General features: G+C 68.0%; 21 protein-coding genes. 9 read left to right on the top strand and 12 right to left on the bottom strand.

All coding sequences use genetic code 11. The features are described from left to right. Positions 1-591: 591 nt before the first annotated feature. Genes ON39_RS01760 through ON39_RS01745 form a run of 4 tightly spaced genes read right to left on the bottom strand, consistent with a single transcriptional unit; the run spans position 592 to position 5,839 of the window. A complete protein-coding gene (locus tag ON39_RS01760; RefSeq protein WP_040730015.1) occupies positions 592-2,298 on the bottom strand; it encodes a dipeptide ABC transporter ATP-binding protein in 1,707 nt (568 codons plus the stop codon). Continuing rightward, positions 2,295-3,272 (bottom strand): ABC transporter permease, encoded by a 978-nt coding sequence (locus ON39_RS01755; RefSeq protein ID WP_051186197.1) that lies wholly within the window; start codon positions 3,270-3,272, stop codon positions 2,295-2,297. The genes ON39_RS01760 and ON39_RS01755 overlap by 4 nt, the downstream gene beginning before the upstream one ends. Then, the gene (locus ON39_RS01750; protein ID WP_040730012.1) at positions 3,265-4,191 is read right to left on the bottom strand and encodes an ABC transporter permease; all 927 of its coding nucleotides are present in this window, start codon (positions 4,189-4,191) and stop codon (positions 3,265-3,267) included. Before ON39_RS01750 ends, ON39_RS01755 begins: the two co-directional genes overlap by 8 nt. A 58-nt stretch (positions 4,192-4,249) precedes the next feature. Beyond that, a complete protein-coding gene (locus ON39_RS01745; protein WP_040730009.1) occupies positions 4,250-5,839 on the bottom strand; it encodes a peptide ABC transporter substrate-binding protein in 1,590 nt (529 codons plus the stop codon). Positions 5,840-6,250: 411 nt separating this feature from the next. On the opposite strand from ON39_RS01745, the gene acs reads away from it, so the two are divergent. From acs to ON39_RS01725, 4 genes are all read left to right on the top strand, one after another. Then, positions 6,251-8,203: an acetate--CoA ligase gene (gene acs / locus ON39_RS01740; RefSeq protein WP_040730005.1), complete on the top strand. Its 1,953-nt coding sequence runs from the start codon at positions 6,251-6,253 to the stop codon at positions 8,201-8,203. A 179-nt stretch (positions 8,204-8,382) separates the two neighbouring features. Continuing rightward, positions 8,383-9,597 carry a Na+/H+ antiporter NhaA gene (gene nhaA, locus ON39_RS01735; protein ID WP_040730021.1) on the top strand — a complete coding sequence of 405 codons (1,215 nt, stop codon included), beginning with the start codon at positions 8,383-8,385 and terminating at the stop codon, positions 9,595-9,597. 102 nt (positions 9,598-9,699) lie between these two features. Continuing rightward, positions 9,700-10,206, top strand: coding sequence for a phage holin family protein (locus tag ON39_RS01730; protein WP_040730002.1), 507 nt, complete (start codon positions 9,700-9,702; stop codon positions 10,204-10,206). A 45-nt stretch (positions 10,207-10,251) separates the two neighbouring features. Continuing rightward, positions 10,252-11,187, top strand: a complete 936-nt coding sequence (locus tag ON39_RS01725; protein ID WP_040730000.1) for an alpha/beta fold hydrolase — start codon at positions 10,252-10,254, stop codon at positions 11,185-11,187. A gap of 100 nt (positions 11,188-11,287) precedes the next feature. Here ON39_RS01725 and ON39_RS01720 read toward each other — a convergent pair whose 3' ends face one another. Genes ON39_RS01720 through nth form a run of 4 tightly spaced genes read right to left on the bottom strand, consistent with a single transcriptional unit; the run spans position 11,288 to position 14,659 of the window. Beyond that, positions 11,288-12,481: a MarP family serine protease gene (locus ON39_RS01720; protein ID WP_040729998.1), complete on the bottom strand. Its 1,194-nt coding sequence runs from the start codon at positions 12,479-12,481 to the stop codon at positions 11,288-11,290. After that, complete coding sequence (locus tag ON39_RS01715) at positions 12,478-13,194, bottom strand: NUDIX hydrolase (protein WP_040729995.1); 717 nt, start codon at positions 13,192-13,194, stop codon at positions 12,478-12,480. The genes ON39_RS01720 and ON39_RS01715 overlap by 4 nt, the downstream gene beginning before the upstream one ends. After that, complete coding sequence (locus tag ON39_RS01710) at positions 13,191-13,829, bottom strand: TlpA family protein disulfide reductase (protein WP_040729994.1); 639 nt, start codon at positions 13,827-13,829, stop codon at positions 13,191-13,193. Before ON39_RS01710 ends, ON39_RS01715 begins: the two co-directional genes overlap by 4 nt. Next, entirely contained in the window at positions 13,826-14,659 is an 834-nt protein-coding gene (gene nth / locus ON39_RS01705) for an endonuclease III (RefSeq protein WP_373283649.1), read from the bottom strand. Before nth ends, ON39_RS01710 begins: the two co-directional genes overlap by 4 nt. Positions 14,660-14,765: 106 nt before the next feature. On the opposite strand from nth, the gene ON39_RS46880 reads away from it, so the two are divergent. Beyond that, complete coding sequence (locus ON39_RS46880; RefSeq protein ID WP_083894196.1) at positions 14,766-14,993, top strand: hypothetical protein; 228 nt, start codon at positions 14,766-14,768, stop codon at positions 14,991-14,993. A gap of 214 nt (positions 14,994-15,207) precedes the next feature. Next, positions 15,208-15,882, top strand: a complete 675-nt coding sequence (locus ON39_RS01695) for a Crp/Fnr family transcriptional regulator (RefSeq protein ID WP_011206875.1) — start codon at positions 15,208-15,210, stop codon at positions 15,880-15,882. A gap of 83 nt (positions 15,883-15,965) precedes the next feature. Here the strand turns inward: ON39_RS01695 and ON39_RS01690 are convergent, their stop codons facing one another. The 3 genes from ON39_RS01690 to sp36 all read right to left on the bottom strand — a co-directional run bounded on the left by ON39_RS01690 (position 15,966) and on the right by sp36 (position 17,515). After that, positions 15,966-16,757: an MBL fold metallo-hydrolase gene (locus tag ON39_RS01690; protein ID WP_040729986.1), complete on the bottom strand. Its 792-nt coding sequence runs from the start codon at positions 16,755-16,757 to the stop codon at positions 15,966-15,968. A gap of 117 nt (positions 16,758-16,874) precedes the next feature. Beyond that, complete coding sequence (locus tag ON39_RS01685) at positions 16,875-17,342, bottom strand: RidA family protein (protein WP_040729983.1); 468 nt, start codon at positions 17,340-17,342, stop codon at positions 16,875-16,877. A gap of 11 nt (positions 17,343-17,353) precedes the next feature. After that, positions 17,354-17,515, bottom strand: coding sequence for a Sp36 family protein (sp36, locus tag ON39_RS48090; protein ID WP_014981181.1), 162 nt, complete (start codon positions 17,513-17,515; stop codon positions 17,354-17,356). A gap of 215 nt (positions 17,516-17,730) precedes the next feature. Here sp36 and bagA point away from each other — a divergent pair, with 215 nt between their 5' ends. Then, a complete protein-coding gene (bagA, locus tag ON39_RS01680; RefSeq protein WP_051186196.1) occupies positions 17,731-18,768 on the top strand; it encodes an ATPase BagA in 1,038 nt (345 codons plus the stop codon). Then, on the top strand, positions 18,765-19,895 hold the full coding sequence (gene bagB, locus ON39_RS01675) for an ATPase BagB (protein ID WP_040729980.1): 1,131 nt from the start codon (positions 18,765-18,767) through the stop codon (positions 19,893-19,895). Before bagA ends, bagB begins: the two co-directional genes overlap by 4 nt. Before the next feature lie 97 nt (positions 19,896-19,992). On the opposite strand, the gene ON39_RS01670 is transcribed toward bagB, so the two are convergent. Beyond that, positions 19,993-20,316: a WhiB family transcriptional regulator gene (locus tag ON39_RS01670; protein WP_014981178.1), complete on the bottom strand. Its 324-nt coding sequence runs from the start codon at positions 20,314-20,316 to the stop codon at positions 19,993-19,995. Positions 20,317-20,747: 431 nt separating this feature from the next. On the opposite strand from ON39_RS01670, the gene ON39_RS01665 reads away from it, so the two are divergent. Further along, positions 20,748-21,626 (top strand): transglycosylase domain-containing protein (locus ON39_RS01665; protein ID WP_169335852.1); only part of this gene is annotated, 879 nt, incomplete at its 3' end.

Raw genomic sequence — 21,626 nt, 5'->3', positions numbered from 1 at the left:
AGCCGCTCAGGACTCCCGGCGGCGGCGCTCGCCGGTGCCCGGATCCCTCCGGCGTCATGAACCGCTGATCGGCGCTGCGCCGCTACTCGTCAGCCTGTCGTGTGCGGCGTCGAGTGCAATCTGACGACTTGCCCTCGTGTGGGCTTGGTTGCACAGGAAGTGCTGTCGGCCGGCGACGAATCAAATACCAGGTAACCGTGTTGGTCCGCGTGACGGACGACCGAGCGCCGACATGGGCTGAACACACTGCGACCCGCCTGACGGCTCGGCGGCCTGCGTGGCGGTTTGGGTACCGTCCCACGCCTGCCGATCGCCCTGCGGCGCAGCACGATACCGGAAAGCGCCCTTGTGGAGCGCGCCACGCAGTGTCGCCCGCCGCCTCGCCCCTCGCCCCTCGCCCCTCGCCCCTCGCCCCTCGCCCCTCGCCCCTCGCCCCTCGCCCCTCGCCCCTCGCCTCGAGACAACCACAATCGATGACGTGGTCAACCCTCCACATCCCGCCGACCGAAGCCCGCATCCACCTACGACAACGGCCGCCCCGACCCAACGGGTCGAGGCGGCCGCAGAACTCGTACTGTCGGCTCGAATTACTCAGCTCACCAACAGATCCCGGCCCGGGATGGCATCGAGCAGCCGCCGCGTGTACTCCTCCCGCGGATTGTCGAACACCTCCTCGGTGGACGCCGACTCGACGACTTTGCCGGTCTGCATGACGAGCACGTTGTCGGCGATCTGCCGGACCACCGCCAGGTCATGGGTGATGAACACATAGGACAGACCGAGCTCGGCCTGCAGATCGTTCAGCAACCGCAGGATCTGGGCCTGCACGAGCACGTCGAGCGCGGAGACCGCCTCGTCGCAGACCACGACCTCGGGCGAGAGCGCGAGGGCGCGGGCGACGGCGACGCGCTGGCGCTGGCCGCCGGAGAGCTCGTTCGGGTACCGGCGCATGACGCTGGACGGCAGCGACACCTTGTCGAGCAGGTCGCGCACCGTCGCCTCCCGCTCCTTGGGGGAGCCGATGTTGTGCGTGCGCAACGGCTCCTCGATGGTGCGGAAGATCGAGTACATCGGGTCGAGGGAGCCGTAGGGATCCTGGAAGATCGGCTGCACCCGGCGCCGGAACGCGAAGGCGCCCTTGCGATCCAGCTTCGCCACTTCTTGGCCGTCGAACAGGACCTTACCCGCGGTCGGCTCCAGCAGTCCCAGAATCATCTGCGCGACAGTCGATTTGCCCGAACCGGACTCGCCGACGATGGCCGTCGTGGTTCCGCGCCGCAGCCGGAAGGAAACATCCTGCACCGCAACGAAGTCCGTCGACTTCCAGGGCGTACTGCCCCGGATCTTGAAGGACTTCGTGAGGTTGTCGACCACCACGACGTCGTCGGGGACCACGGTCAGCTCGGCGTCGGCGGCCGCGATCTGCTCGGCCACCTGCACCGCCTGCTCGCGGATCTCGATGCGCTGCTTCACCGACGACAGCCGCTGCGAGGCGAGCGAGGGCGCCGAGTTCACCAGCCGCTTGGTGTACAGATGCTGCGGTTCACGCAGAATCTTCAGCGCCGGACCGGATTCCACCACCCGGCCCCGGTACATCACCACCAGATGCTCGGCGCGTTCCGCGGCCAGGCCGAGGTCGTGGGTGATCAGCAGCACCGCGGTGCCGAGCTCGTTGGTCAGCCCGTCGAGATGGTCGAGGATCTGCCGCTGCACGGTGACGTCGAGCGCCGAGGTCGGCTCGTCCGCGATCAACAGCTTGGGGCGGCAGGCCAGGCCGATGGCGATGAGCGCGCGCTGGCGCATACCGCCGGAGAACTCGTGCGGGTACTGGTTCACCCGGCGCTCGCCGTCGGACATGCCCGCCTCGTGCAGCAGCTCGATGGCGCGCTGCTTGGCGGCCTTGCCCTTGGCGATGCCGTTGGCCTCCAAGGTTTCCCGGATTTGGAAACCGATCTTCCACACCGGGTTGAGGTTCGACATCGGGTCCTGTGGAACGAGGCCGATTCCGTTGCCGCGCACCGCGACTACGTCCTTCTTGGACGCCTTGGCGAGATCCTTGCCGTCGAACATGATGGAGCCGGAGGTCACCTGACCGGTGCCGGGCAGCAGGTCGATGATCGCGTGCGCCGTGGTGGACTTGCCCGAGCCGGACTCGCCGACGATCGCGACGGTCTGGCCCGGATACACCGAGAGGTTCACGTCGCGCACGGCGGGGATCTTCTTGCCCTCGGACGTGAAACAGACGTTCAGGTCCCTGATTTCGAGCAGTGGCGACTGCGCGTCACGAAACTCGCTCATCGCTTCCTCGCCTTCGGGTCGAGAGCGTCGCGCACGGCGTCGCCCAGCATGATGAAGCTCAGCACGGTGAGCGCCAAGGCCGTCGCGGGGTAGAACAGGATCGCGGAGGTGCGAATCTCTTTCTGCCCCGCGGCGATATCGCTGCCCCACGACACGATGGTGCGCGGCAGACCGACGCCGAGGTAGGACAGCGTCGCCTCGGTGACGATGAAGACGCCGAGCCAGATCGTGGTGACCACGATCAGCGGGCCCGCCGCGTTCGGCAGCACGTGGCGGATCAGCGTGCGTATTCGGGAGACGCCCAAAGCCTTTGCGGCCGTGACGTAGTCGCTGTTCTTCGCCTGGATCACCGCGCTGCGCGCGATCCTGGCGGCCTGCGGCCAGGTGAACCCGGCGAGGATGAGGATCACGGTCCAGATGGTCCGCGAGTCGAGCAGCTGCATGATCACGATCGCGGCCAGCATCAGCGGGATCGCGTAGAAGATCTCGGCGACCCGGGACACGACGGAGTCGAAGAAGCCGCCGTAGAAGCCGGCCAGCGCGCCGAGCACACCGCCGGTGAGCACGAAGACGATGGTGGAGCCGACCCCGGCCATCACCGAAGCCCTTGCGCCGTAGACGGTTCGGGCGTAAATGTCGCAACCCTGCTTGTCGAAGCCGAACGGGTGACCGGCACCGCGCGGGTCCATGCTGAAGTCGCCGTTGCAGTAGCGGGGGTCCTGGCTGGTGAACAGGCCGGGCCAGATCACGACGACGAGGACGAACAGGATCATCAGCGCCGCGATGATGAAGATCGGGTTGCGCCGCAGTTGGCGCCACGCGTCGTACCAGATGCTGGTCGGCGAGCCGTGGTCGACGACCATGTCGGTCGCGAGCACCTCGACCTCGTCCGGCGGCGCGACGAAATAGGTCTGCCTGCCGCGAGCCGCGCTCTCCGCGAGGTCGATTCCTTGTGCTTTGTCGAGGTCAGACATAGCGGATCCTCGGGTCGAGTGCGGCGTAGAGGAGGTCGACGACCAGGTTCGAGATCAGGAAGATGATGATCAGCACCGTGACGAACGAGACCACGGTCGGCGGTTCGCCTCGGGTGATGGCCTGGTAGAGCGTGCCTCCGACGCCGGGAATGTTGAAGATGCCCTCGGTGACGATGGCGCCGCCCATCAGCGCGCCGAGATCGGCGCCGACGAAGGTGATCACCGGGATCATGGAGTTGCGCAGGATGTGCACCGTCACCACGCGACGCCTGCTGAGGCCCTTGGCGGTCGCGGTGCGCACGTAGTCGGCGGACATGTTCTCCGCCACCGAGTTCCGGGTCAGTCGTAGCACATAGGCGAACGACAGCGACCCCAGCACGAAGGCGGGCACTAGCAGCTCTGTGAAACTCGCCTTCCCGGTGACGGTCACCGGCGCGATTTCCCACTTCACGCCCAGCAGGAACTGCGCGAGGAAGCCGACGACGAAGATCGGGACGGCGATCACGACGAGGCTGACGACCAGCATCGTCGAGTCGAACAGCTTGCCCTTGCGCAGGCCGGCGACGAGGCCGAACGCCACGCCGAAGACGGCCTCGATGAAGACCGCCATGAAGGCGAGCTTGATGGTGATCGGGAAGGCGCGGGCCAGTTCCGCGCGCACCGGCCTGCCGGAGAAGGCGGTGCCGAAGTCGAACGTGACAATGCCCTTCAGATACAGCAGATACTGCATGAAGAAGGGCTGGTCGAGGTGGTACCGCGCGCGGAGCTGGGCCTCCACGGCGGGGGTCATCGGTTTGTCACCGGCGAGTGCGCTGATCGGGTCGCCGGGGACGAGGAATACCAGGGCATAGATGAGCAACGTCGCCCCGAGGAAGACGGGGATCATCTGAAGCAGACGCCGCACGATATACCAGGCCATTTCGCCTCCTGGGTCAGTGGTGAGCCGCTCCGCGCGTGGCGGCGCGGCTCACCAGCGGCTACTTCTCGATGTTCTCGAAGTTGAACAGGCCGTTCCAGGCGAGTTCGGCCTTCTTCACCTTGTCCGAACGACCGGCGGAGGCGATGTAGTCGAGCACCGGGATGTCGGCCATCTGGCTGAGCATCATGGCCTGCGCCTGCCCGACGATCTTGTAGGACTCCTCCTGCGTCGGCGCGGCCAGCGCGGCATCGAGCAGCTTGTCGAACTCCGGGCTCTTCCAGTCGACGTTGTTGGTCTCGGAGTAGCTGTAGTACTGCGAGGTGAGGAACTGCAGCATGGTCGGGTAGTCGCCCTGCCAGCCGTAGCGGAACGCCTTGCCGATGGTCTTGGCGTTCACCTCGTCACGGATGTTCTTGAAGGTCGGGTACGGGAAGCCGATGGCCTCGATGCCGAGGGTGTTCTTGATGCTGTTGGCCACCGCCTCGATCCAGGCCTGGTGACCGCCGTCGGAGTTGTAGGCGATCTCGTAGCGACCCGACCACGGCGAGATCGCGTTGGCCTGGGCCCACAGCTTCTTGGCCTCGTCGGGGTTGTACTTCAAGAACTCCGAACCGGGCAGGTTCCCGTTGAAGCCGGGCAGCGAGGCGGAGGTGAAGTCACGCGCGGGCAGCCGGGTGCCGTGGAAGATGTTCTCGCAGATCTGCTCTCGGTTGATCGCCATCGAGAGCGCCTTGCGGCGCAGCACGCCTTCCTCGCCGCCGAAGTGCGGGACGTTGGTCTGGATGCCGATGTGCTGGTTCTGCGCGGTCGGCTTGGTGATCGCCCGGTCGCCGAGGTCCTTCTTGTAGGAGGTGATCGCGCTGTCCGGGATGGTGTCGAGGGTGTCCAGGTTGCCCGCCTGCAGATCCGCGTAGGCGGTGTCGAAGGACTGGTACATCACGAACCGCAGGCCCTTGTTCTTGGGCGGGCGGCCGCCCTTGTAGTCCGGGTTGGGTACCAGGTCGATCTGGACGTTGTGCTGCCACGCGCCGTCGTGCGCGAACTTGTAGGGGCCGTTGCCGATCGGGTTCTCGCCGAAGGCCTTGATGTCCTTGAACGCGGCCTCGGGCAGCGGGTAGAACGGCGCGTAACCGAGCTCGGTCTCGAAGTCGATGGACGGCGCCTTGAGCTCGACGGTGAAGGTGCGTTCGTCGACCACCTTGAGGCCCTTGAGGGTCTGGGCGGTCGGCTTCTCCGCCGAGACCTCCTCGAACCCGACGATCGGGGTGAACACGTAGCTCTGCAACTGAGCGTTGGTGCCGAGGGCGCCGTAGTTCCACGCGTCGACGAACGACTTGGCCGTCACCGCCGTGCCGTCGCTGAACTTCCAGTCCGGCTTGATGGTGATCTTGTAGTTCTTCCGGTCGGTCGTCTCGATCGACTGAGCCATCTCGTCGTGCGCGACGCCGTTGCCGTCGTAGTACTTCAGGCCGGCGAACAATCGGTCGACGACGCGGCCGCCCATGTTCTCGTTGGTATTGGTGGGCACCAACGGGTTCTGCGGCTCACCCGCGTTGGTAGTGACGATGCTGGCGTCGGCACTGTCGTCCGACGAGCACGCGGACAGGCCGAGGCTTGTAGCCAGCAGTGCTGCCGCGGTCAGCGCCATTGCTCTGTTGAATCTCAACGCGTTCTCCCGATTTCGAAAGGGCGGAACCTGTGGCACGCGCATGAGGTCACCAGGCGCATGCCGGCACAATCCGCCTTGGGTGTCTCGCAGATTAACCGCGAGAGCCGTCGCTGTCATCGGATTGACCAAGGTTCGTTCCACTTGTTACCAATCCGGCAACATAGCCGAAACACGAAAAACTTCGCGCGAAAACGACCTATCCACCGGAACATTGCCTCCGCTGGGGCCATCCGAGGTCTCGGGGACGACCCCCGCGTTGCGCATCGCGCGACGCGGCGACGAGACCGAAACCCGGTGGACACACCGGACGCGGCGTAGGTCACAGTTGATTACTGTCGAACTTGCTGCGTTTGAATCGTGCGCTCAGGCTACGTGGAAAGAAGAACCGAGATGACCGAAACCGCCGACCACAGGGACTCGTACCCGCCGAGCGCGGAGTTCGCCGCTTCGGCGAACGCCGATGCCGCGCTTTACGAGCGGGCGTCGGCCGATCGCGAAGCGTTCTGGGCCGAGCAGGCGAGCCGGTTGCATTGGCATCAGCCCTGGGATCAGGTGCTCGACTGGAGCGACGCGCCGGTGGCGAAGTGGTTCGCGGGCGGCAGGTTGAACGTCGCCTACAACTGCGTCGACCGGCACGTGCTCGACGGGCACGGCGACCAGGTCGCCATCCACTGGGAGGGCGAGCCGGGCGATTCGCGCGCGATCACCTACCGCGAGTTGCTCGCCGAGGTCAGCCGCGCCGCGAACTACCTCACCGAACTCGGGCTCGCGGCGGGCGACCGCGTCGCCATCTATATGCCGATGGTGCCCGAGGCCGTCGTCGCGATGCTGGCCTGCGCGCGACTGGGTTTGACGCATTCGGTGGTGTTCGCCGGCTTCTCGCCGACCGCGCTGCGCCAGCGCGTGGACGACGCGAGCGCGCGGTTGATCATCACCACCGACGGGCAGTGGCGCCGGGGTAAGGCCGCGCCGCTCAAGGAGGCCGTCGACGAGGCACTGTTCGCGAACGGGGATGTGCCGCACAGCGTGGAGCACGTACTTGTCGTGCGGCGCACGGAGATCGAGGTGCCGTGGACCGAGGGCCGCGACCTCTGGTGGCACGAGACCGTCGCGCAGGCTTCGCCGGAGCACGAGGCGCAGCCGTTCGACGCCGAGCACCCGCTGTTCATCCTCTACACCTCCGGCACGACCGGGAAGCCGAAAGGCATCCTGCACACCTCCGGCGGCTACCTGACGCAGACCTCCTACACCCACCACAACGTCTTCGATCACAAAGCGGGACAGGACGTTTACTGGTGCACCGCCGACATCGGCTGGGTCACCGGGCACAGCTACATCGTCTACGGACCGCTGTCCAACCGGGCGACGCAGGTGGTCTACGAGGGCACGCCGAACTTCCCGGACGAGCACCGGCACTGGCAGATCGTCGAAAAGTACGGCGTCAGTATCTATTACACGGCGCCGACGCTGGTGCGGACGTTCATGAAGTGGGGCAGGGAGATTCCCGCCGCGCACGACCTGTCCAGCATCCGGCTGCTCGGCAGCGTCGGCGAGCCGATCAACCCGGAGGCCTGGCGCTGGTACCGCGACGTGATCGGCGCGGGCGCGGTGCCCATCGTCGACACCTGGTGGCAGACCGAGACCGGCTCGATCATGATCTCCCCGCTGCCCGGCGTCACCGCCACCAAGCCCGGTGCGGCGATGGCGCCCCTGCCGGGCATCTCGGCATTGGTCGTGGACGAAGAGGGCAAGCCGGTGCAGCGCGGCGAGACCGAGGCCAATGGTTACCTGGTCCTCGACCAGCCCTGGCCGTCCATGCTGCGCGGCATCTGGGGCGACATGGAGCGCTACCGCGCCACCTACTGGGAGCGCTACGCCGAGCAGGGCTGGTACTTCGCCGGTGACGGCGCCAAGCTCGACGCCGACGGCGACCTCTGGGTGCTGGGCCGGGTCGACGACGTGATGAACGTGTCGGGCCACCGCATCTCCACCGCCGAGGTGGAGTCGGCGCTGGTCGGGCACTCCGGCGTCGCGGAGGCCGCGGTGGTCGGGGCCAGCGACGAGACCACGGGCCAGGGCATCGTCGCGTTCGTCATCCTCACCGCCGAGGCCAAGGACACCGGCACGGCGCTGGTCGACGAGTTGAAGGCGGAGGTCGCGCGCGAGATCAGCCCGATCGCGCGGCCGCGGGAGATCCACGTGGTGCCGGAGCTGCCCAAGACGCGCAGCGGCAAGATCATGCGCCGGCTGCTGCGCGACGTCGCCGAGGGCCGGGAGCTCGGCGACACGTCGACGCTGGTCGATCCCAATGTCTTCGAGGCGATTCGGGCGACCAAGGCATAGCCCGGCACCGAGGGCCAGACATGGTAGGGCCGGTGGCGTGATACGTCACCGGCCCTAACCGTTAGGATTGCGTAAGGTGTGCCGGGAAGTCTGGTCGGCATGCGGTCGCGTACCCGAGAGCCGAATCGGTGGACGGCGCGGTCGCAGCGTTGACCGACCCTGCCGAAAGGTTCCCCGTGATCACGCAAGTGCGCTCGGAACTATCCCGCTACCTCCGCACCGAAACCGTCGGCGGCGCCGTCCTGCTCATCGCCGCCGCGGTGGCGTTGCTGTGGGTGAACTCGCCGTGGGACGACAGCTACGTCGCGATGACCGAGGCGAAGCTGGCCATCCCGGCGCTGCACCTCGACTTCACGCTGGCCGACTGGACCAAGGACGGTCTGCTTGCCGTCTTCTTCTTCGTGGCGGGGCTCGAGCTCAAACGCGAACTCGTCGTCGGCGAGCTGGCCGACCCGAAGCGGGCCGCGCTGCCGATCATCGCCGCGGTCGGCGGCGTGGTCACCCCGGCCCTGATCGCCGTCGTGGTCGGGCACGGCACGCCGGGGATGGATCGCGGCTGGGCCATCCCGGTGGCGACCGATATCGCGTTCGCGCTGGCCGTGCTGGCCATGACGGGCTCGCGCATCCCGGCCAGCGCGCGGGTGTTCCTGCTCAGCCTGGCCGTGGTCGACGACCTCATGGCCATCGTGCTGATCGCCGTCCTGTTCACCACGACGCTCGCGCTGCTGTGGCTGCTGGCCGCCGCGGCCTGCTTCGCGGCGTGGGCGCTGGCTCAGCACAAACGGATCAGCACGCCGTGGCTGTATATCCCCCTCGGGCTGGTGTCCTGGTACGCGCTGCACGAGGCGGGCATCCACCCGACGCTGGCCGGCGTCGTGCTCGGTCTGCTCACCCGGGTGCGCCCGGACCCGGACGAGGACGAAGCGCCCGCCACCCGGCTCGAGCACCTGATCCAGCCGATCTCGGCCGGGCTGTGCGTGCCGCTGTTCGCGTTGTTCGCCTCCGGAGTTCCGTTGGACGGCAAGGTGTTCGGCGAGCTGTTCACCGACCGGATGGCGCTGGCGGTGATTCTCGGGTTGCTGCTGGGCAAGACCGCCGGAATCTTCGGGATCAGCTGGCTGGCAATCCGGTTCGGCGTGGCGAAGCGCCCGGCCGGACTGGGCTATCGCGACATGTTCGCCCTGTCGGTGCTCGGCGCGATCGGGTTCACCGTTAGCCTTCTGGTGGCAGAACTCGCGCTGGCCGACGTCGGAGACGGCTCCGCGGTCGAGTTGGCGAAGGCCGCTGTGTTGCTCACATCAATGGCGGCGTCGCTCGCCGGTTCGGCGCTACTGTTGCGTCGCGGGCGTGTCCACCAGGCCCGGCGGGACGACAGTGCGCTAGAACCAGAGTAGGACGCGTCGTGAGCGGTAGCCTGCGTGACCACGTAGGCACCGGGAGCGCAGCGGAGTGAACGGAGCGAAAGTAGTGCTGGGACAGGGAGAAGGGTCTACCAAGTGAGTTTCGCAGACGGCGGCAACGGGAACGACGCACAGCGCGGTCGTACGGTGACCTCCATCCCTCTGTCCGACGCCAACCCCACCGGCAGCGCCAGCTTCGGCACGCTGGTGCGCGACGCGACCGAGCAGATGTCGACGCTGGTCCGCGCCGAGGTCGCGCTGGCCAAGGCCGAGGTCACCGGCGAGATCAAGAAGGGCCTGCAGGGCAGCGTCTACTTCATCCTCGCGCTGACCGTGCTGCTGTTCAGCACGTTCTTCTTTTTCTTCTTCCTCGGCGAGCTGCTCGACGTGTGGCTGGCCCGGTGGGCGGCGTTCCTGATCGTCTTCGCGCTGATGATCGTCGCGACCGCGTTGCTCGCGCTGCTCGGTTATCTGCGGGTGAAGAAGCTGCGGGCGCCGGAGAAGACGATCGACTCGCTCAAGCAGGCCCGCACCGTGCTGCCGCAGAGCCTCGGCGGCCCCGGCCACGATGAGCTCCGCTCGCTGGAAAAACCCGCTTCGTAACCGCTCGCTCGCGCGCGGATACCCGAACTACTAGGCTGCCTCGGCGTGTCGTCGCACCACATTCCGGATCCGTCCAGCGTCCGTTTCGACGGGCCGTGGGCGCATCGGGACGTTCATGCCAACGGCATCCGCTTCCACGTCGTCGATGCCGCCCCCGAGCGCACCGACGCGCCGCTGGTCGTGCTGCTGCACGGCTTCGCCGACTTCTGGTGGTCCTGGCGGCACCAGCTGACCGCGCTCGCCGACCTCGGCTACCGCGCGGTGGCCGTCGACCTGCGCGGCTACGGCGACAGCGACAAACCGCCGCGCGGCTACGACGGCTGGACGCTGGCCGGCGATGTCGCCGGGCTCATCCGCGCGCTCGGCTACTCCGACGCGACGCTGGTCGGCCACGCCGACGGCGGCCTGGTGTGCTGGGCCACCGCCGTCCTGCACCCGCGCCTGGTCCGTTCCATCGCGGTGGTCGGCTCGCCGCATCCCGCGGCGCTCAAGAGCGCGGTGCTGCGCCATCGCGACCAGCGCGCGACCTGGCTGCCGAACTTTCTGCGCTACCAGCTGCCCCGTTACGGCGAACGCCTGCTGACCACCGGCGACGGGTTCGAGGTGGAGCGGCTGCTGCGCCAGCGGGTGTGCGGATCATGGTCGGGCACGGCCGAATTCGTCGACACCGCGCGGCGCATGCGCTCGGCCATCCAGATTCCCGGCGCCGCGCACTGTGCGCTGGAGTATCAGCGCTGGGCCTTCCGTAGCCAGTGGCGGCCGGACGGCCGCCGCTTCATGGCCACCATGCGCGAGCCGATCCGCATTCCGGTGCTCGCGTTGCGCGGCGACCTCGACCCCTACATTCTCAGCGGCACGTTCCGCCGCGGCCAGCACCTCTCGCCCGACCGCCGCCTGGCCACCGTCCCCGCCGCGGGGCACTACGCGCACCAGGAGAACCCGGAGATGGTCACCGCCGAACTGGCCAAGCTGCTCGCCTAGGCCCCGTGTCGAAATCCGGCCGGACTCGGTCCTCTGACCGGCCGGGTTCGGAGACAAGGCCGAGCCGGACCCGGATCGCCTTCGCAGGCGACCCGGAGTCTCAGCTGAGCACGCAGGCGCCGGTGCCCACCGCGACGGACGAGCCGGACGCGGCGTCGAGCTGGGCGCGGACCTCGGCCAAGGTCAGCACGTAGCCGGTGTCGTCGTTGGTGACGGCCGCGCCGAAGACGACACCCAGCACCTCGCCCTCGGTATCCACCAGCGGTCCGCCGGAGTTGCCCGCACGAACCTGGCCGCGCACGGTGTAGACCTGGCGCTCCACGGTGCCGTCGCGGTAGATCGTCGGGCCGGTCAGATCCAGCGTCTCCCGGACGCGGGCCGCGCTCGCCGTGTACGGACCGCCGCCGGGGTAGCCGAGCACGATGGCGCTGTCGCCGGGGCGCGCGGGCTCGGGCGCCTGCGAAACCACCGGCGCGGTCAGGCCGGGCACCGCGAGCACCGCGACGTCCTTGGACGGATCGAACAGCACCACGGTCGCGTCGAGCGGGCCGCGCACGGTGTCCACCTGCACGCTGTTGGTGCCGGCGACCACGTGGGCGTTGGTCATGATGCGCTCGGGAGCGATCACGAAGCCCGAACCCTCCAGCGCGCGCTGGCAACTCGGCGCGATGCCACGGATGCGCAGCACGCTGGCCTGCAACTTGGCGGCGACCGGGCTCGACAGCACGCTCGGGTCCGGGGGGTCGACGGCGGCGACCGGGGCATGCCCGAACGGGCCGATGACGTCCGGCAGGCCGGAGGTGTTCAGCAGTTTGGAGAATTCGTTGGGCAGGCGGCGCAGCCAGTTCGGCGCGACCTCGTTGACGTCGGCCAGTACGCGTGAGCCGTTGATGGCGGTGGCGATCGACGGCGGCGAGGACGTGGCCAGCGGCAACGCGAGCAGCCACGCGGTGACCAGCACGGCCACCGCCTGCAGCGCCGCGCCGACCACGCTGTCCACGCTGCGGGTGAACGGATGTCGCATGCCGCCGCGCGCCGCGCGCCCGAGCACCATGCCCGCGACCTCGCCGACGATCACCAGCACCACGATCAGCAGCACGCCGGTGAGCACCCGGGTGCGGCCCTCGTCCACATGGATCAGGATGTGCGGCGCGATGAGAATGCCCGCGACCGCGCCCAGCACGACGCCGAGGAAGGCGAGGGCGGACGCGACCGCGCCCTGCCGCCACCCCGAGGAGGCGGCCAGCAGCGCGAGCAGCACCACCGCGATATCGAGCCAGGCCGAGCTGGTCATAAGGTCATTCCCACATCAGCGAGGGCGGTCTCCAGGTCACGGACGTCGTGGTGGTCCCAATCGCGTTCCCACCCCGCGGCTTTGACGATGCCGGCGAGGATACCGCCGGTCAGGCCCCACACCAGCATGCCGTCCACCTGGAAGGCGGGACTCTGATAGCCGAGGCTGCCGCGGACGAGGAAGCGGTTCGCGGGATCCAGCAGGTCGGCGACCGGTACGCGGACAACGCGTTCGGTCTCGCTCTCGTCGACCACCCCGACCTCGCTGGGCGTGCGCCAATAGGCGACCACCGGCGTCACATCGAAACGCGACGGCGGCACGAACAACTTCGGTAGCACCGCAAAGGGTTCCACGCCGGAGCGGTCGAGCCCCGTCTCCTCGCACGCCTCGCGCAACGCGGTGTCGATCGGCCCGGTGTCGCCGGGATCCACCGCGCCGCCGGGGAACGCGACCTGGCCGCGGTGCTGACGCATGGTCGCGGCGCGCTGGGTGAGCAGCACCTCCGCGTCCGCGGGCAGGCCGCCCGGCGCGTCGGGATCGGCCTCGGGTGAGCCGCCGAAGAGCACGAGGACCGCCGCCTGCCGCGGGGTCGAGGTGAGCGACATGGCGCGACGCAGGGTTCGGGCCAGTGTGAGCGTGTCCGAGGTGTCCGCGGCGGGTTCGGCGGCTCCGCGCAGCCATGTCGGAATGTCTTGGGGCACAGGGATGCTCATGCGGCGACCCCGAGCTCGCGCCCGACGGTGCCCGCGATGTCGTCCACCCCGGTGAACGCGCGCACCTCGACCCGCGCGACGGAGCCGTCGGCCCGCAGCAACACCGAGATCGGCAGCACGGCGGGGGCGCCGACGGCGGTGCGCACGCGCGCGTCGGCGTCGAGAACACCGGGCAGTTTCACGTTCAGTCCGGTCAGTCGTGAAATCGCCTTCGCCTCATCAGGGTCGCTGTGCACGGTCAGCACGGTAATCGCGTTTCCGGCGCGCTGGGCGAACTGCTGCAAATACGGCAATTCCTGAGCACACGGCCCGCACCAGTACGCCCACAGGTTCAGCAGCGCGGGCTTGCCAGCGAGCGCGGCGGCCAGGTCGACGTTTCCACCGTCGGCGAGGCAGTCGACGGAAATACCTGCCAGCGGGCCGGATCCGGTGGCGCCGGGGGCCGGTCGCGGGCACGCGGCAAGGTCGGCGTCGAGACGTTGACGCTCGGACACCTGAGCACTAGGGCGAGCCCGCTGCCCGTCGTCCGCCGCGGTGTCGGCGTCGCGCTCGCGCGGCCACAGGGCCACCGCGAGCGCGACCACGGCGATCAATCCCGCCAGCGCCCAACGCAAGGCGACCGGGAATCGGCTCACCGGCCCACCAGCTCGAGCAGGTGCTCCCGCTCCGGACCCTTCACCAGCTCGGCGGCGGTGTCGGGGTCGGTCGGCCCGACGCCGAACGACGGGCAGTCCTTGGCGAGCACGCACACACCGCAGGCCGGCTTCCTGGCGTGGCACACGCGGCGGCCGTGGAAGATCACCCGGTGCGACAGCATCGTCCACTCTTTGCGCTCGATGAGTTCGCCGATGATGTGTTCGACCTTCACCGGATCTTCCTCGGCGGTCCACTCCCAGCGCCGGACCAGCCGGCCGAAATGGGTGTCGACGGTGATGCCGGGCACCCCGAACGCATTGCCGAGAATGACGTTGGCGGTCTTGCGGCCGATCCCCGGCAAACGCACGAGTTCGTCCATGGTGTGAGGCAATTCACCGTCGTGGTGCTCGAGCAGCGCCTGGCCGAGGCCGATCAGTGAGCTGGCCTTGTTGCGAAAGAAACCGGTCGAGCGGATGTATTCCTCCAGCTCCGCACGGCTGGCCTCGGCGTAGGCGCGGGCATCCGGGTACTTGGCGAACAGGGCCGGCGTGGTGAGATTCACGCGCACATCCGTGGACTGCGCGGAAAGTATTGTCGCGACCGCCAATTCGAGTGGAGTGGTGAAGTCCAACTCACAATGCGCATCCGGGAAAGCGGTCGCCAAAGTGCGATTCATTCGACGGGCCCGGCGCACCAGTCCCCGTTGAGTTTCCGCCTGTCGCGCGCGGGATTTCCGTTTCGGAGCGGCGACCGGAACCGGTTGCGCATCGGTCGCCTCAGGGGCGGACGCACGCCCGTTTTCGGCGGCTGTAGAGGGGGTGACACGCACTCGTCCACCATACGGAACCATCGGCGAACGTTGCCCGTCCAGTTCGGTTGCCGTGTTCCATCTGAGACCTAGACCGTGTTTACTCCTCCGTATGCAAGGACTCGCTGTGGTGCTCTTCCCAGTGCTGTTGATGCTGTTCGCACTGGGTATGGAGCGGGTCGAGAACCGGCTCCGCAAACTTCTCGAACCCGACGAAGAGGTTCAGCAGTACCTGGACAAAGCAAGCAACGCAGAGGTGAAAGAGCTGACGAGGCTCGGCCTGCCAGCCGCCGTGGCCCGGATGCGTAAGCGCCGCGCCCGCGGCGACGAGCTGGATGTGGCACGGGCAAGCTGACATGTGACCGACAGTCCCGGCCCCCAGAGCTGGGCGAATTACGCGGGCGCGGCCGAAAGCCAAGATCAGGAACTGGTACGGTTCCTCGCTGCGCCACGCAATCCACACGTTACGTGGTGTCTGTCACTACGCTGTCATCATGCCGCGTAGACTGCGCTGTTGGCCGAGTCGCTTTCGGTCCAGTACAGAGCCATTTCCCATAAGGAGCACATAAGTGGACGAGGCCCTCGCCAGAGCAGGCATCTTCCAGGGCGTCGAGCCCACTGCGGTGGCCGCCCTCGCCAAGCAATTGCAGCCGGTGGATTTTCCGCGCGGCCACGTCATTTTCAACGAGGGTGAGCCGGGAGATCGGCTCTACATCATCACCTCGGGCAAGGTGAAGATCGGCCGCAGATCCCCCGACGGCCGGGAGAACCTGTTGACCATCATGGGTCCGTCGGACATGTTCGGCGAGCTGTCGATCTTCGACCCGGGCCCGCGCACCTCCACCGCCACCACGGTGACCGAGGTCCGCGCCGTCACCATGGATCGCGACGCCCTGAAGTCCTGGATAGACCAGCGCCCCGAGATCGCCGAGCAGTTGCTCCGCGTGCTCGCGCGTCGCCTGCGTCGCACCAACAACAACCTGGCCGACCTCATCTTCACCGACGTCCCCGGCCGGGTCGCCAAGGCGCTGCTGCAGCTCGCCCAGCGCTTCGGCACCCAGGAGGCCGGTGCGCTGCGGGTCACCCACGACCTGACCCAGGAGGAGATCGCGCAGCTCGTCGGCGCCTCCCGCGAGACCGTGAACAAGGCGCTGGCCGACTTCGCGCACCGCGGCTGGCTGCGGCTGGAGGGCAAGAGCGTGCTCATCTCCGACTCGGAGCGCCTGGCCCGCCGCGCGCGCTGACGCACTCGTCGAACAACACGCTGGGTTCAGCTCCTGGAACCCAGCGTGTTTGTCGTGTTCGGCTCGGCCGCAGCGCCTTCGGCTCAGCCTTCGGCGCGCAAGTACTCCAGTTGCGCCTGCACCGAGCTGCGCGCGGCCAGCCACAGCCGCTTGTCGACATCGGCGTAGACGCGCCGGACCACGGCCATCGCGCCCGCGTTCGGCCCGAGCTCGCGCAGCGCCTCGCGCACCTGGTCGAGGCGTTGCTGCCGATGCGTGATGTAGTACCGGGCCACCGGTTCCAGATCGGGGTGATCCGGGCCGTGCGCCGGTAGCAGCGCCTTGCCCGCACCGATCTCGACCAGCCAGTCCAACGAGGCCAGGTAGTCGGCGAGGGTGCCGTCGCTCGAGTCGAGCACGGTGGTTCCGCTGCCGAGAATGGTGTCGCCGGTGAGCACGGCGTCGTCGAGCACGAAGCTCGTCGAGTCACCGGTGTGGCCCGGCGTGGCCACGACGGTGATCCGCAGGCCGGCGGCCTCGATCACCTCGCCGTCGGTCAGCGGTTGCGTCGTACCGCGCAGGAACTCGGTTTCCTTGGCGCGCACCGGGGTTCCGGTCAGCTGGACGAGATGGTCGATGCCGCCGGTGTGATCGTGATGCCGATGGGTGATCAGCGTGAGCGCGATCTCGCCCCCGGTGACCTCGGCGATCTTGGCGCCGTGCGCCTTGTCCTTGGGGCCCGGATCGATCACGACGCAGTCCGAGCGTCCCGGGGCGCGCAGGATCCAGGTGTTGGTTCCCTCGAGCGTCATCTGGCCGGGGTTGTCCGCGAGCAGCACCGCCGCCGTCGGGGTGACCTGCCGGAGCTGTCCGTACGCGGGATGTTCAAGTGCCATATCAGTTTTGTCCTCGAGTGCGACCTATCGACCCTCAGCGTTCCGCCCCCGGTTGGCCCGCGTGTTCGCGGCCGGCGAGGCCGCGAACACGCCGTGCCCGCGCGGTGGAGGACGCGGCTACTGCACCTCGACGATGATCTCCACCTCGACCGGGGTGTTCCTCGGCAACTCCGAGACGCCGACCGCGGAGCGCGCGTGCACGCCCGCGTCGCCGAAGACCTCGCCGAGGAACTCCGACGCGCCGTTGATCACGACCGGCTGATCGTTGTATCCCGGTGCGGAGGCGACGAATCCGACCACCTTCACCACGCGAACCACCGCGTCCAGGCCGACCAGGCCGTGTACCGCCGCGAGCGCGTTGAGCGCGCACAGCTTGGCGGCCTCCTTCGCCTGCTCGGTGGTCACCTCCGCGCCGACCTTGCCCACCGCCGACAGCTCACCGTCGACGAACGGCAGCTGACCCGAGGTGTAGACCAGCGAGCCGGTCCGGATCGCCGGGATGTAGGCGGCCACGGGCGCCGCGACCGGCGGCAGCGTCAGCCCGAGGCGAGTGAGGTTGCTCTCCCATTGAGTCACTGCGGTCATGCCCTTCTCCCCTACTTCGGACGCTTGAGGTAGGCGACGTGCTGCTCACCGGTCGGCCCCGGCAACACGGTCACCAGCTCCCAGCCGTCGGCGCCCCACTGATCGAGAATCTGCTTGGTCGCGTGCGTCAACAGCGGCACGGTCGCGTACTCCCACAAGCTCGCTTCACTCATGTTGGTGAGCGTAGCTCTGTCTTATTTGCCGCGCCTGCGGCACCGCGTGTTCGCGGCCCGTCGGGGTGTCCGGCATCCGTGGGGCCGCGACGGGCGCATTCGCCGCGTTGCCGATGACGCAACGACCCCGCTGTCTGGTACAGCCACACGCGCTGGACCAGGCACAAAGCGGATCCCTCGGGCGCGATCTCAGAACGGGTTATAGGCTCGCGAGCGTGGGAGTACCAACAGCAGAGCCTCTTTCGGCGGAGCCGGGACTGGAAACAGGGTGGCCGAAGCGCGCCGAAAAGGCCCGCTTGCACTATGTCTCCGGGAAGGGAGGCACGGGCAAGTCCACGGTCGCCGCGGCGCTCGCGCTCGCGCTGGCCGCCGGTGGCCGCCGGGTGCTGCTGGTGGAGGTGGAGAGCAGGCAGTCCATCGCGCAGCTGTTCGATCTGCCGCCGCTGCCGCCGACCGAGACGCGGATCGCCACCGCCGACGGTGGCGGCGAGGTGGTCGCGCTCGCGCTCGACATCGAGCACGCCTTCCTCGAGTACCTCGACATGTTCTACAACCTCGGCTTCGCGGGCCGGGCGATGCGCCGGATGGGCGCCATCGAGTTCGTCACCACGATCGCGCCCGGCCTGCGCGACGTCATCCTGACGGGCAAGATCAAGGAGACGGCGGTCCGGGTCGACAAGTCCGGCAAGCGCGTCTACGACGAGATCGTGGTCGACGCGCCGCCCACCGGCCGCATCGCCAGCTTCCTCGACGTCACCCAGGCCATGCTCGAGGTGGCCAAGGGCGGGCCGATCGCCTCGCAGGCCGAGGGCGTCTCGAAGCTGCTGCACTCGGACCAGACGATGATCCATCTCGTCACCCTGCTCGAGGCGCTGCCGGTGCAGGAGACCGCGGACGCCGTCGCCGAACTGACGGCGGCGGATCTGCGCATCGGCACGGTGATCGTGAACCGCGCCACCGAGGGCCAGCTGCCGACGGCGGCGCAGGCCGCGGCGGCACGGGGCGAGGTGGACACCGACGCCATTCGGGCGGGCCTGACCGGGGCGGGAATCACGCTCTCGGACAACGACTTCCAGGGCTTGATCACCGAAACCGCCGAGCACGCCGCCACTTTGCAGGCGCAGGACGACAGCGCGGCCGAGCTCGGCAAGGTCGACGTGTCCCGCCTGTACCTGCCTGCGCTGCCGGACGGCATGGACCTCGGCGGCCTGTACGAACTGGCCGAACATCTCAGCAAGCAGGGGGTCCGATGAGCACTCCGAATGTGGCCGCGCCACTGGACATCTCGGACATCATCCAGGACCGGACCGCGCGGGTGGTGGTCTGCTGCGGCTCCGGCGGCGTCGGCAAGACGACCACGGCGGCCGCGATCGCGTTGCGCGCGGCCGAGCAGGGTCGCAAGGTGGTCGTGCTCACCATCGACCCCGCGCGGCGGCTGGCCCAGTCGCTCGGCGTCGCCGATCTGGGCAACACCCCGCAGCGGGTGCCGCTCGGCCCGGAGGCCAAGGGCGAGTTGCACGCGATGATGCTGAACATGCGGCGCACCTTCGACGACATGGTGCTCGAGCACACCAGCCCGGACAAGGCCGAGCAGATCTTCGCCAACCCCTTCTACCAAACCGTCGCGTCCTCCTTCGGCGGGACGCAGGAGTACATGGCGATGGAGAAGCTCGGCCAGCTGGCCGCGCGCAAGGAGTGGGACCTGATCGTGGTCGACACTCCCCCGTCGCGCAACGCGCTCGACTTCCTCGACGCGCCCAAGCGGCTCGGAAACTTCTTGAACGGCAGGATGATCCGGGTCATCATGGCGCCGGGCCGCGGGGTAACCCGGCTGGTCACGGGCGCGATGAGCCTGGCGGTGCGCGGGGTGTCCACCATCGTCGGCGGGCAGATGCTCAAGGACGCGTCGAACTTCCTGCAGTCGCTGGACTCGCTGTTCGGCGGCTTTCAGGACCGAGCCGACCGCACCTACGCGATGCTGTCCAAGCCGGGCACCCACTTCCTCGTGGTCGCCGCCGCGGAGCCGGACGCGCTGCGCGAGGCGTCGTTCTTCGTCGACCGGCTGTCCACCGAGCGGATGCCGCTGGCGGGACTGATCCTCAATCGGACGCATCCGGCGCTCAGTTCACTCTCGGCCGACCGCGCGCTGACCGCGGCCCAGCAACTGGCCGAGGACGACCCGCTCACCGCCGCCGTGTTGCGCATTCACGCCAGGCGGGTCGCCACGGACAAGCGCGAACAGCATCTGCTGCACCGGTTTACGGGCGCGCATCCGCGGGTACCGATCGTGGCGGTGACCGCGCTGCCGTTCGAAGTGTCGGATCTCGAGGCGCTGCGCGCCGTCGGCGATCAGCTCACCGGAGTCCGCGCGTCCGCCTGATACATAGACGCATCGGCTATCGCTCCAAACGGAAGTATTTGCCCTGAAACGGGACTGAGCCCGCTTTCGCAGGCTCAGTTCCGAATGTTCGCCGTGGCTACATTGCCACCTGATGCTGGCGCTGGGCCTGGAAGAAGTCGGCCCAGGAGGTCACCTCGGGATGCTGCTTGAGCAGCGCACGACGCTGCCGCTCGGTCATACCGCCCCACACGCCGAACTCCACACGATTGTCGAGCGCGTCGGCACCACACTGCATCAGCACCGGGCAGTGCCTGCAGATCGTCGCGGCTTTGCGCTGGGCAGCGCCGCGAACGAACAACTGATCGGGATCCACTTCCTTGCATCGGGCCTGGGCTACCCAGGCGATCCTTGCTTCGGCCTGCTCCACGTCCAATCGAGCGATGGGGGTTGTCATGTGCATTTGGTGTGCCCCTTTGCAGTCCGAACACCGGGTCAACGGCGCTCCAGAATCGCGTGTCAGCGTCGCAGCAACCCAAACCCCGCTGCGAACTGCACCACATTCCACTTTGAGTGTTAGCTCTATCACACTGGGTTCTCAATCTAGGTAAAGGTATGGGCCTAGCGCAAGACCGCCCCCGGAATTTTTGGTACGTCCGTCCCTGCAAAATGCCGCGAGCGGCGGAAGGCCCGGCATATTCGCGGCGCGCCGTCCCGCGACACGCCAGACTCGCCCCCGCGACACGCCCAAACGGCCACGCGAATTGGCTTCCGGTAAACGCACGGAAGAGGGTTCGGACCCCACCCCGTAGGCTGGGGATCGTGCCGATCACACATACGCTCGCGAGGCTGGCCGGCAGCTGCGCGCTGGCCGCCGTGCTCGTCGCCGGGTTGATGTTCCCGCTCGCAGGTGGCTTCGGATTCGTCTCGAACCGCGCCGCCGACGCAGTCGACAACGTGTCCTCGGAGTTGGTGGAGGGCACCGCCCCCGCCGTCTCGACGATGGTGGACGCGAGTGGAACACCGATCGCCTGGCTCTACGAGCAGCGCCGCTTCGAGGTTCCCAGCGACAAGATCTCCAACGACATGAAGCTGGCGATCGTCTCCATCGAGGATCGGAGATTCGCCGAGCACGAAGGCGTCGACTGGCAGGGCACGCTGCGCGCGTTCCTCACCAACACCAGCAGCGGCGAGGTGCAGCAGGGCGCGTCGACGCTCGACCAGCAGTATGTGAAGAACTTCCAGCTGCTCGTCGTGGCCAAGACCGACGCCGAACGCCGGGCCGCCATCGAGACCACCCCCGCGCGCAAGATCCGGGAGATCCGGATGGCGCTCACCCTCGACCGGGAGCTGACCAAGGACGAGATCCTCACCAGGTATCTGAACCTGGTCCCGTTCGGCAACTCCTCCTACGGCATCCAGGACGCGGCGCAGACCTACTTCGGCGTCGACGCCTCGGAGCTGAACGTGTCGCAGGCAGCGATGCTGGCCGGCATGGTGCAGAGCTCCTCAAAACTGAACCCCTACAGCAACTCCGAGGGCGTGCTGGCCCGGCGCAACACGGTGCTGGACACGATGATCCAGAACATCCCGAGCCGGGCCGACGAGTTCCGTGAGGCCAAGACCAAGCCGCTGGGCGTGCTGCCGGAGCCGAAGGGCCTGCCGCGCGGCTGCATCGCGGCCAACGACCGCGGCTTCTTCTGCGACTACGCCATCCAGTATCTGGCCAACGCGGGCATCAGCCGCGAGCAGATCGACAAGGGCGGCTACCTG

It is taken from the genome of Nocardia tenerifensis NBRC 101015 (assembly GCF_000308715.1).
Classification (GTDB): domain Bacteria; phylum Actinomycetota; class Actinomycetes; order Mycobacteriales; family Mycobacteriaceae; genus Nocardia; species Nocardia tenerifensis.
The sequence above is the reverse complement of the archived record's forward strand: the minus strand, read 5'-3'. Positions and strand labels throughout refer to the sequence as shown.

Excerpts from the sequence above, each read along its gene's own strand:
- ON39_RS01760 (WP_040730015.1), bottom strand. The coding sequence starts at position 2,298 with ATGAGCGAGTTTCGTGACGCGCAGTCGCCACTGCTCGAAATCAGGGAC.
- ON39_RS01755 (WP_051186197.1), bottom strand. The coding sequence starts at position 3,272 with ATGTCTGACCTCGACAAAGCACAAGGAATCGACCTCGCGGAGAGCGCG.
- ON39_RS01750 (WP_040730012.1), bottom strand. The coding sequence starts at position 4,191 with ATGGCCTGGTATATCGTGCGGCGTCTGCTTCAGATGATCCCCGTCTTC.
- ON39_RS01745 (WP_040730009.1), bottom strand. The coding sequence starts at position 5,839 with ATGGCGCTGACCGCGGCAGCACTGCTGGCTACAAGCCTCGGCCTGTCC.
- acs (WP_040730005.1), top strand. The coding sequence starts at position 6,251 with ATGACCGAAACCGCCGACCACAGGGACTCGTACCCGCCGAGCGCGGAG.
- ON39_RS01720 (WP_040729998.1), bottom strand. The coding sequence starts at position 12,481 with ATGACCAGCTCGGCCTGGCTCGATATCGCGGTGGTGCTGCTCGCGCTG.
- ON39_RS01715 (WP_040729995.1), bottom strand. The coding sequence starts at position 13,194 with ATGAGCATCCCTGTGCCCCAAGACATTCCGACATGGCTGCGCGGAGCC.
- ON39_RS01690 (WP_040729986.1), bottom strand. The coding sequence starts at position 16,757 with ATGGCACTTGAACATCCCGCGTACGGACAGCTCCGGCAGGTCACCCCG.
- ON39_RS01685 (WP_040729983.1), bottom strand. The coding sequence starts at position 17,342 with ATGACCGCAGTGACTCAATGGGAGAGCAACCTCACTCGCCTCGGGCTG.
- sp36 (WP_014981181.1), bottom strand. The coding sequence starts at position 17,515 with ATGAGTGAAGCGAGCTTGTGGGAGTACGCGACCGTGCCGCTGTTGACG.
- bagB (WP_040729980.1), top strand. The coding sequence starts at position 18,765 with ATGAGCACTCCGAATGTGGCCGCGCCACTGGACATCTCGGACATCATC.
- ON39_RS01670 (WP_014981178.1), bottom strand. The coding sequence starts at position 20,316 with ATGCACATGACAACCCCCATCGCTCGATTGGACGTGGAGCAGGCCGAA.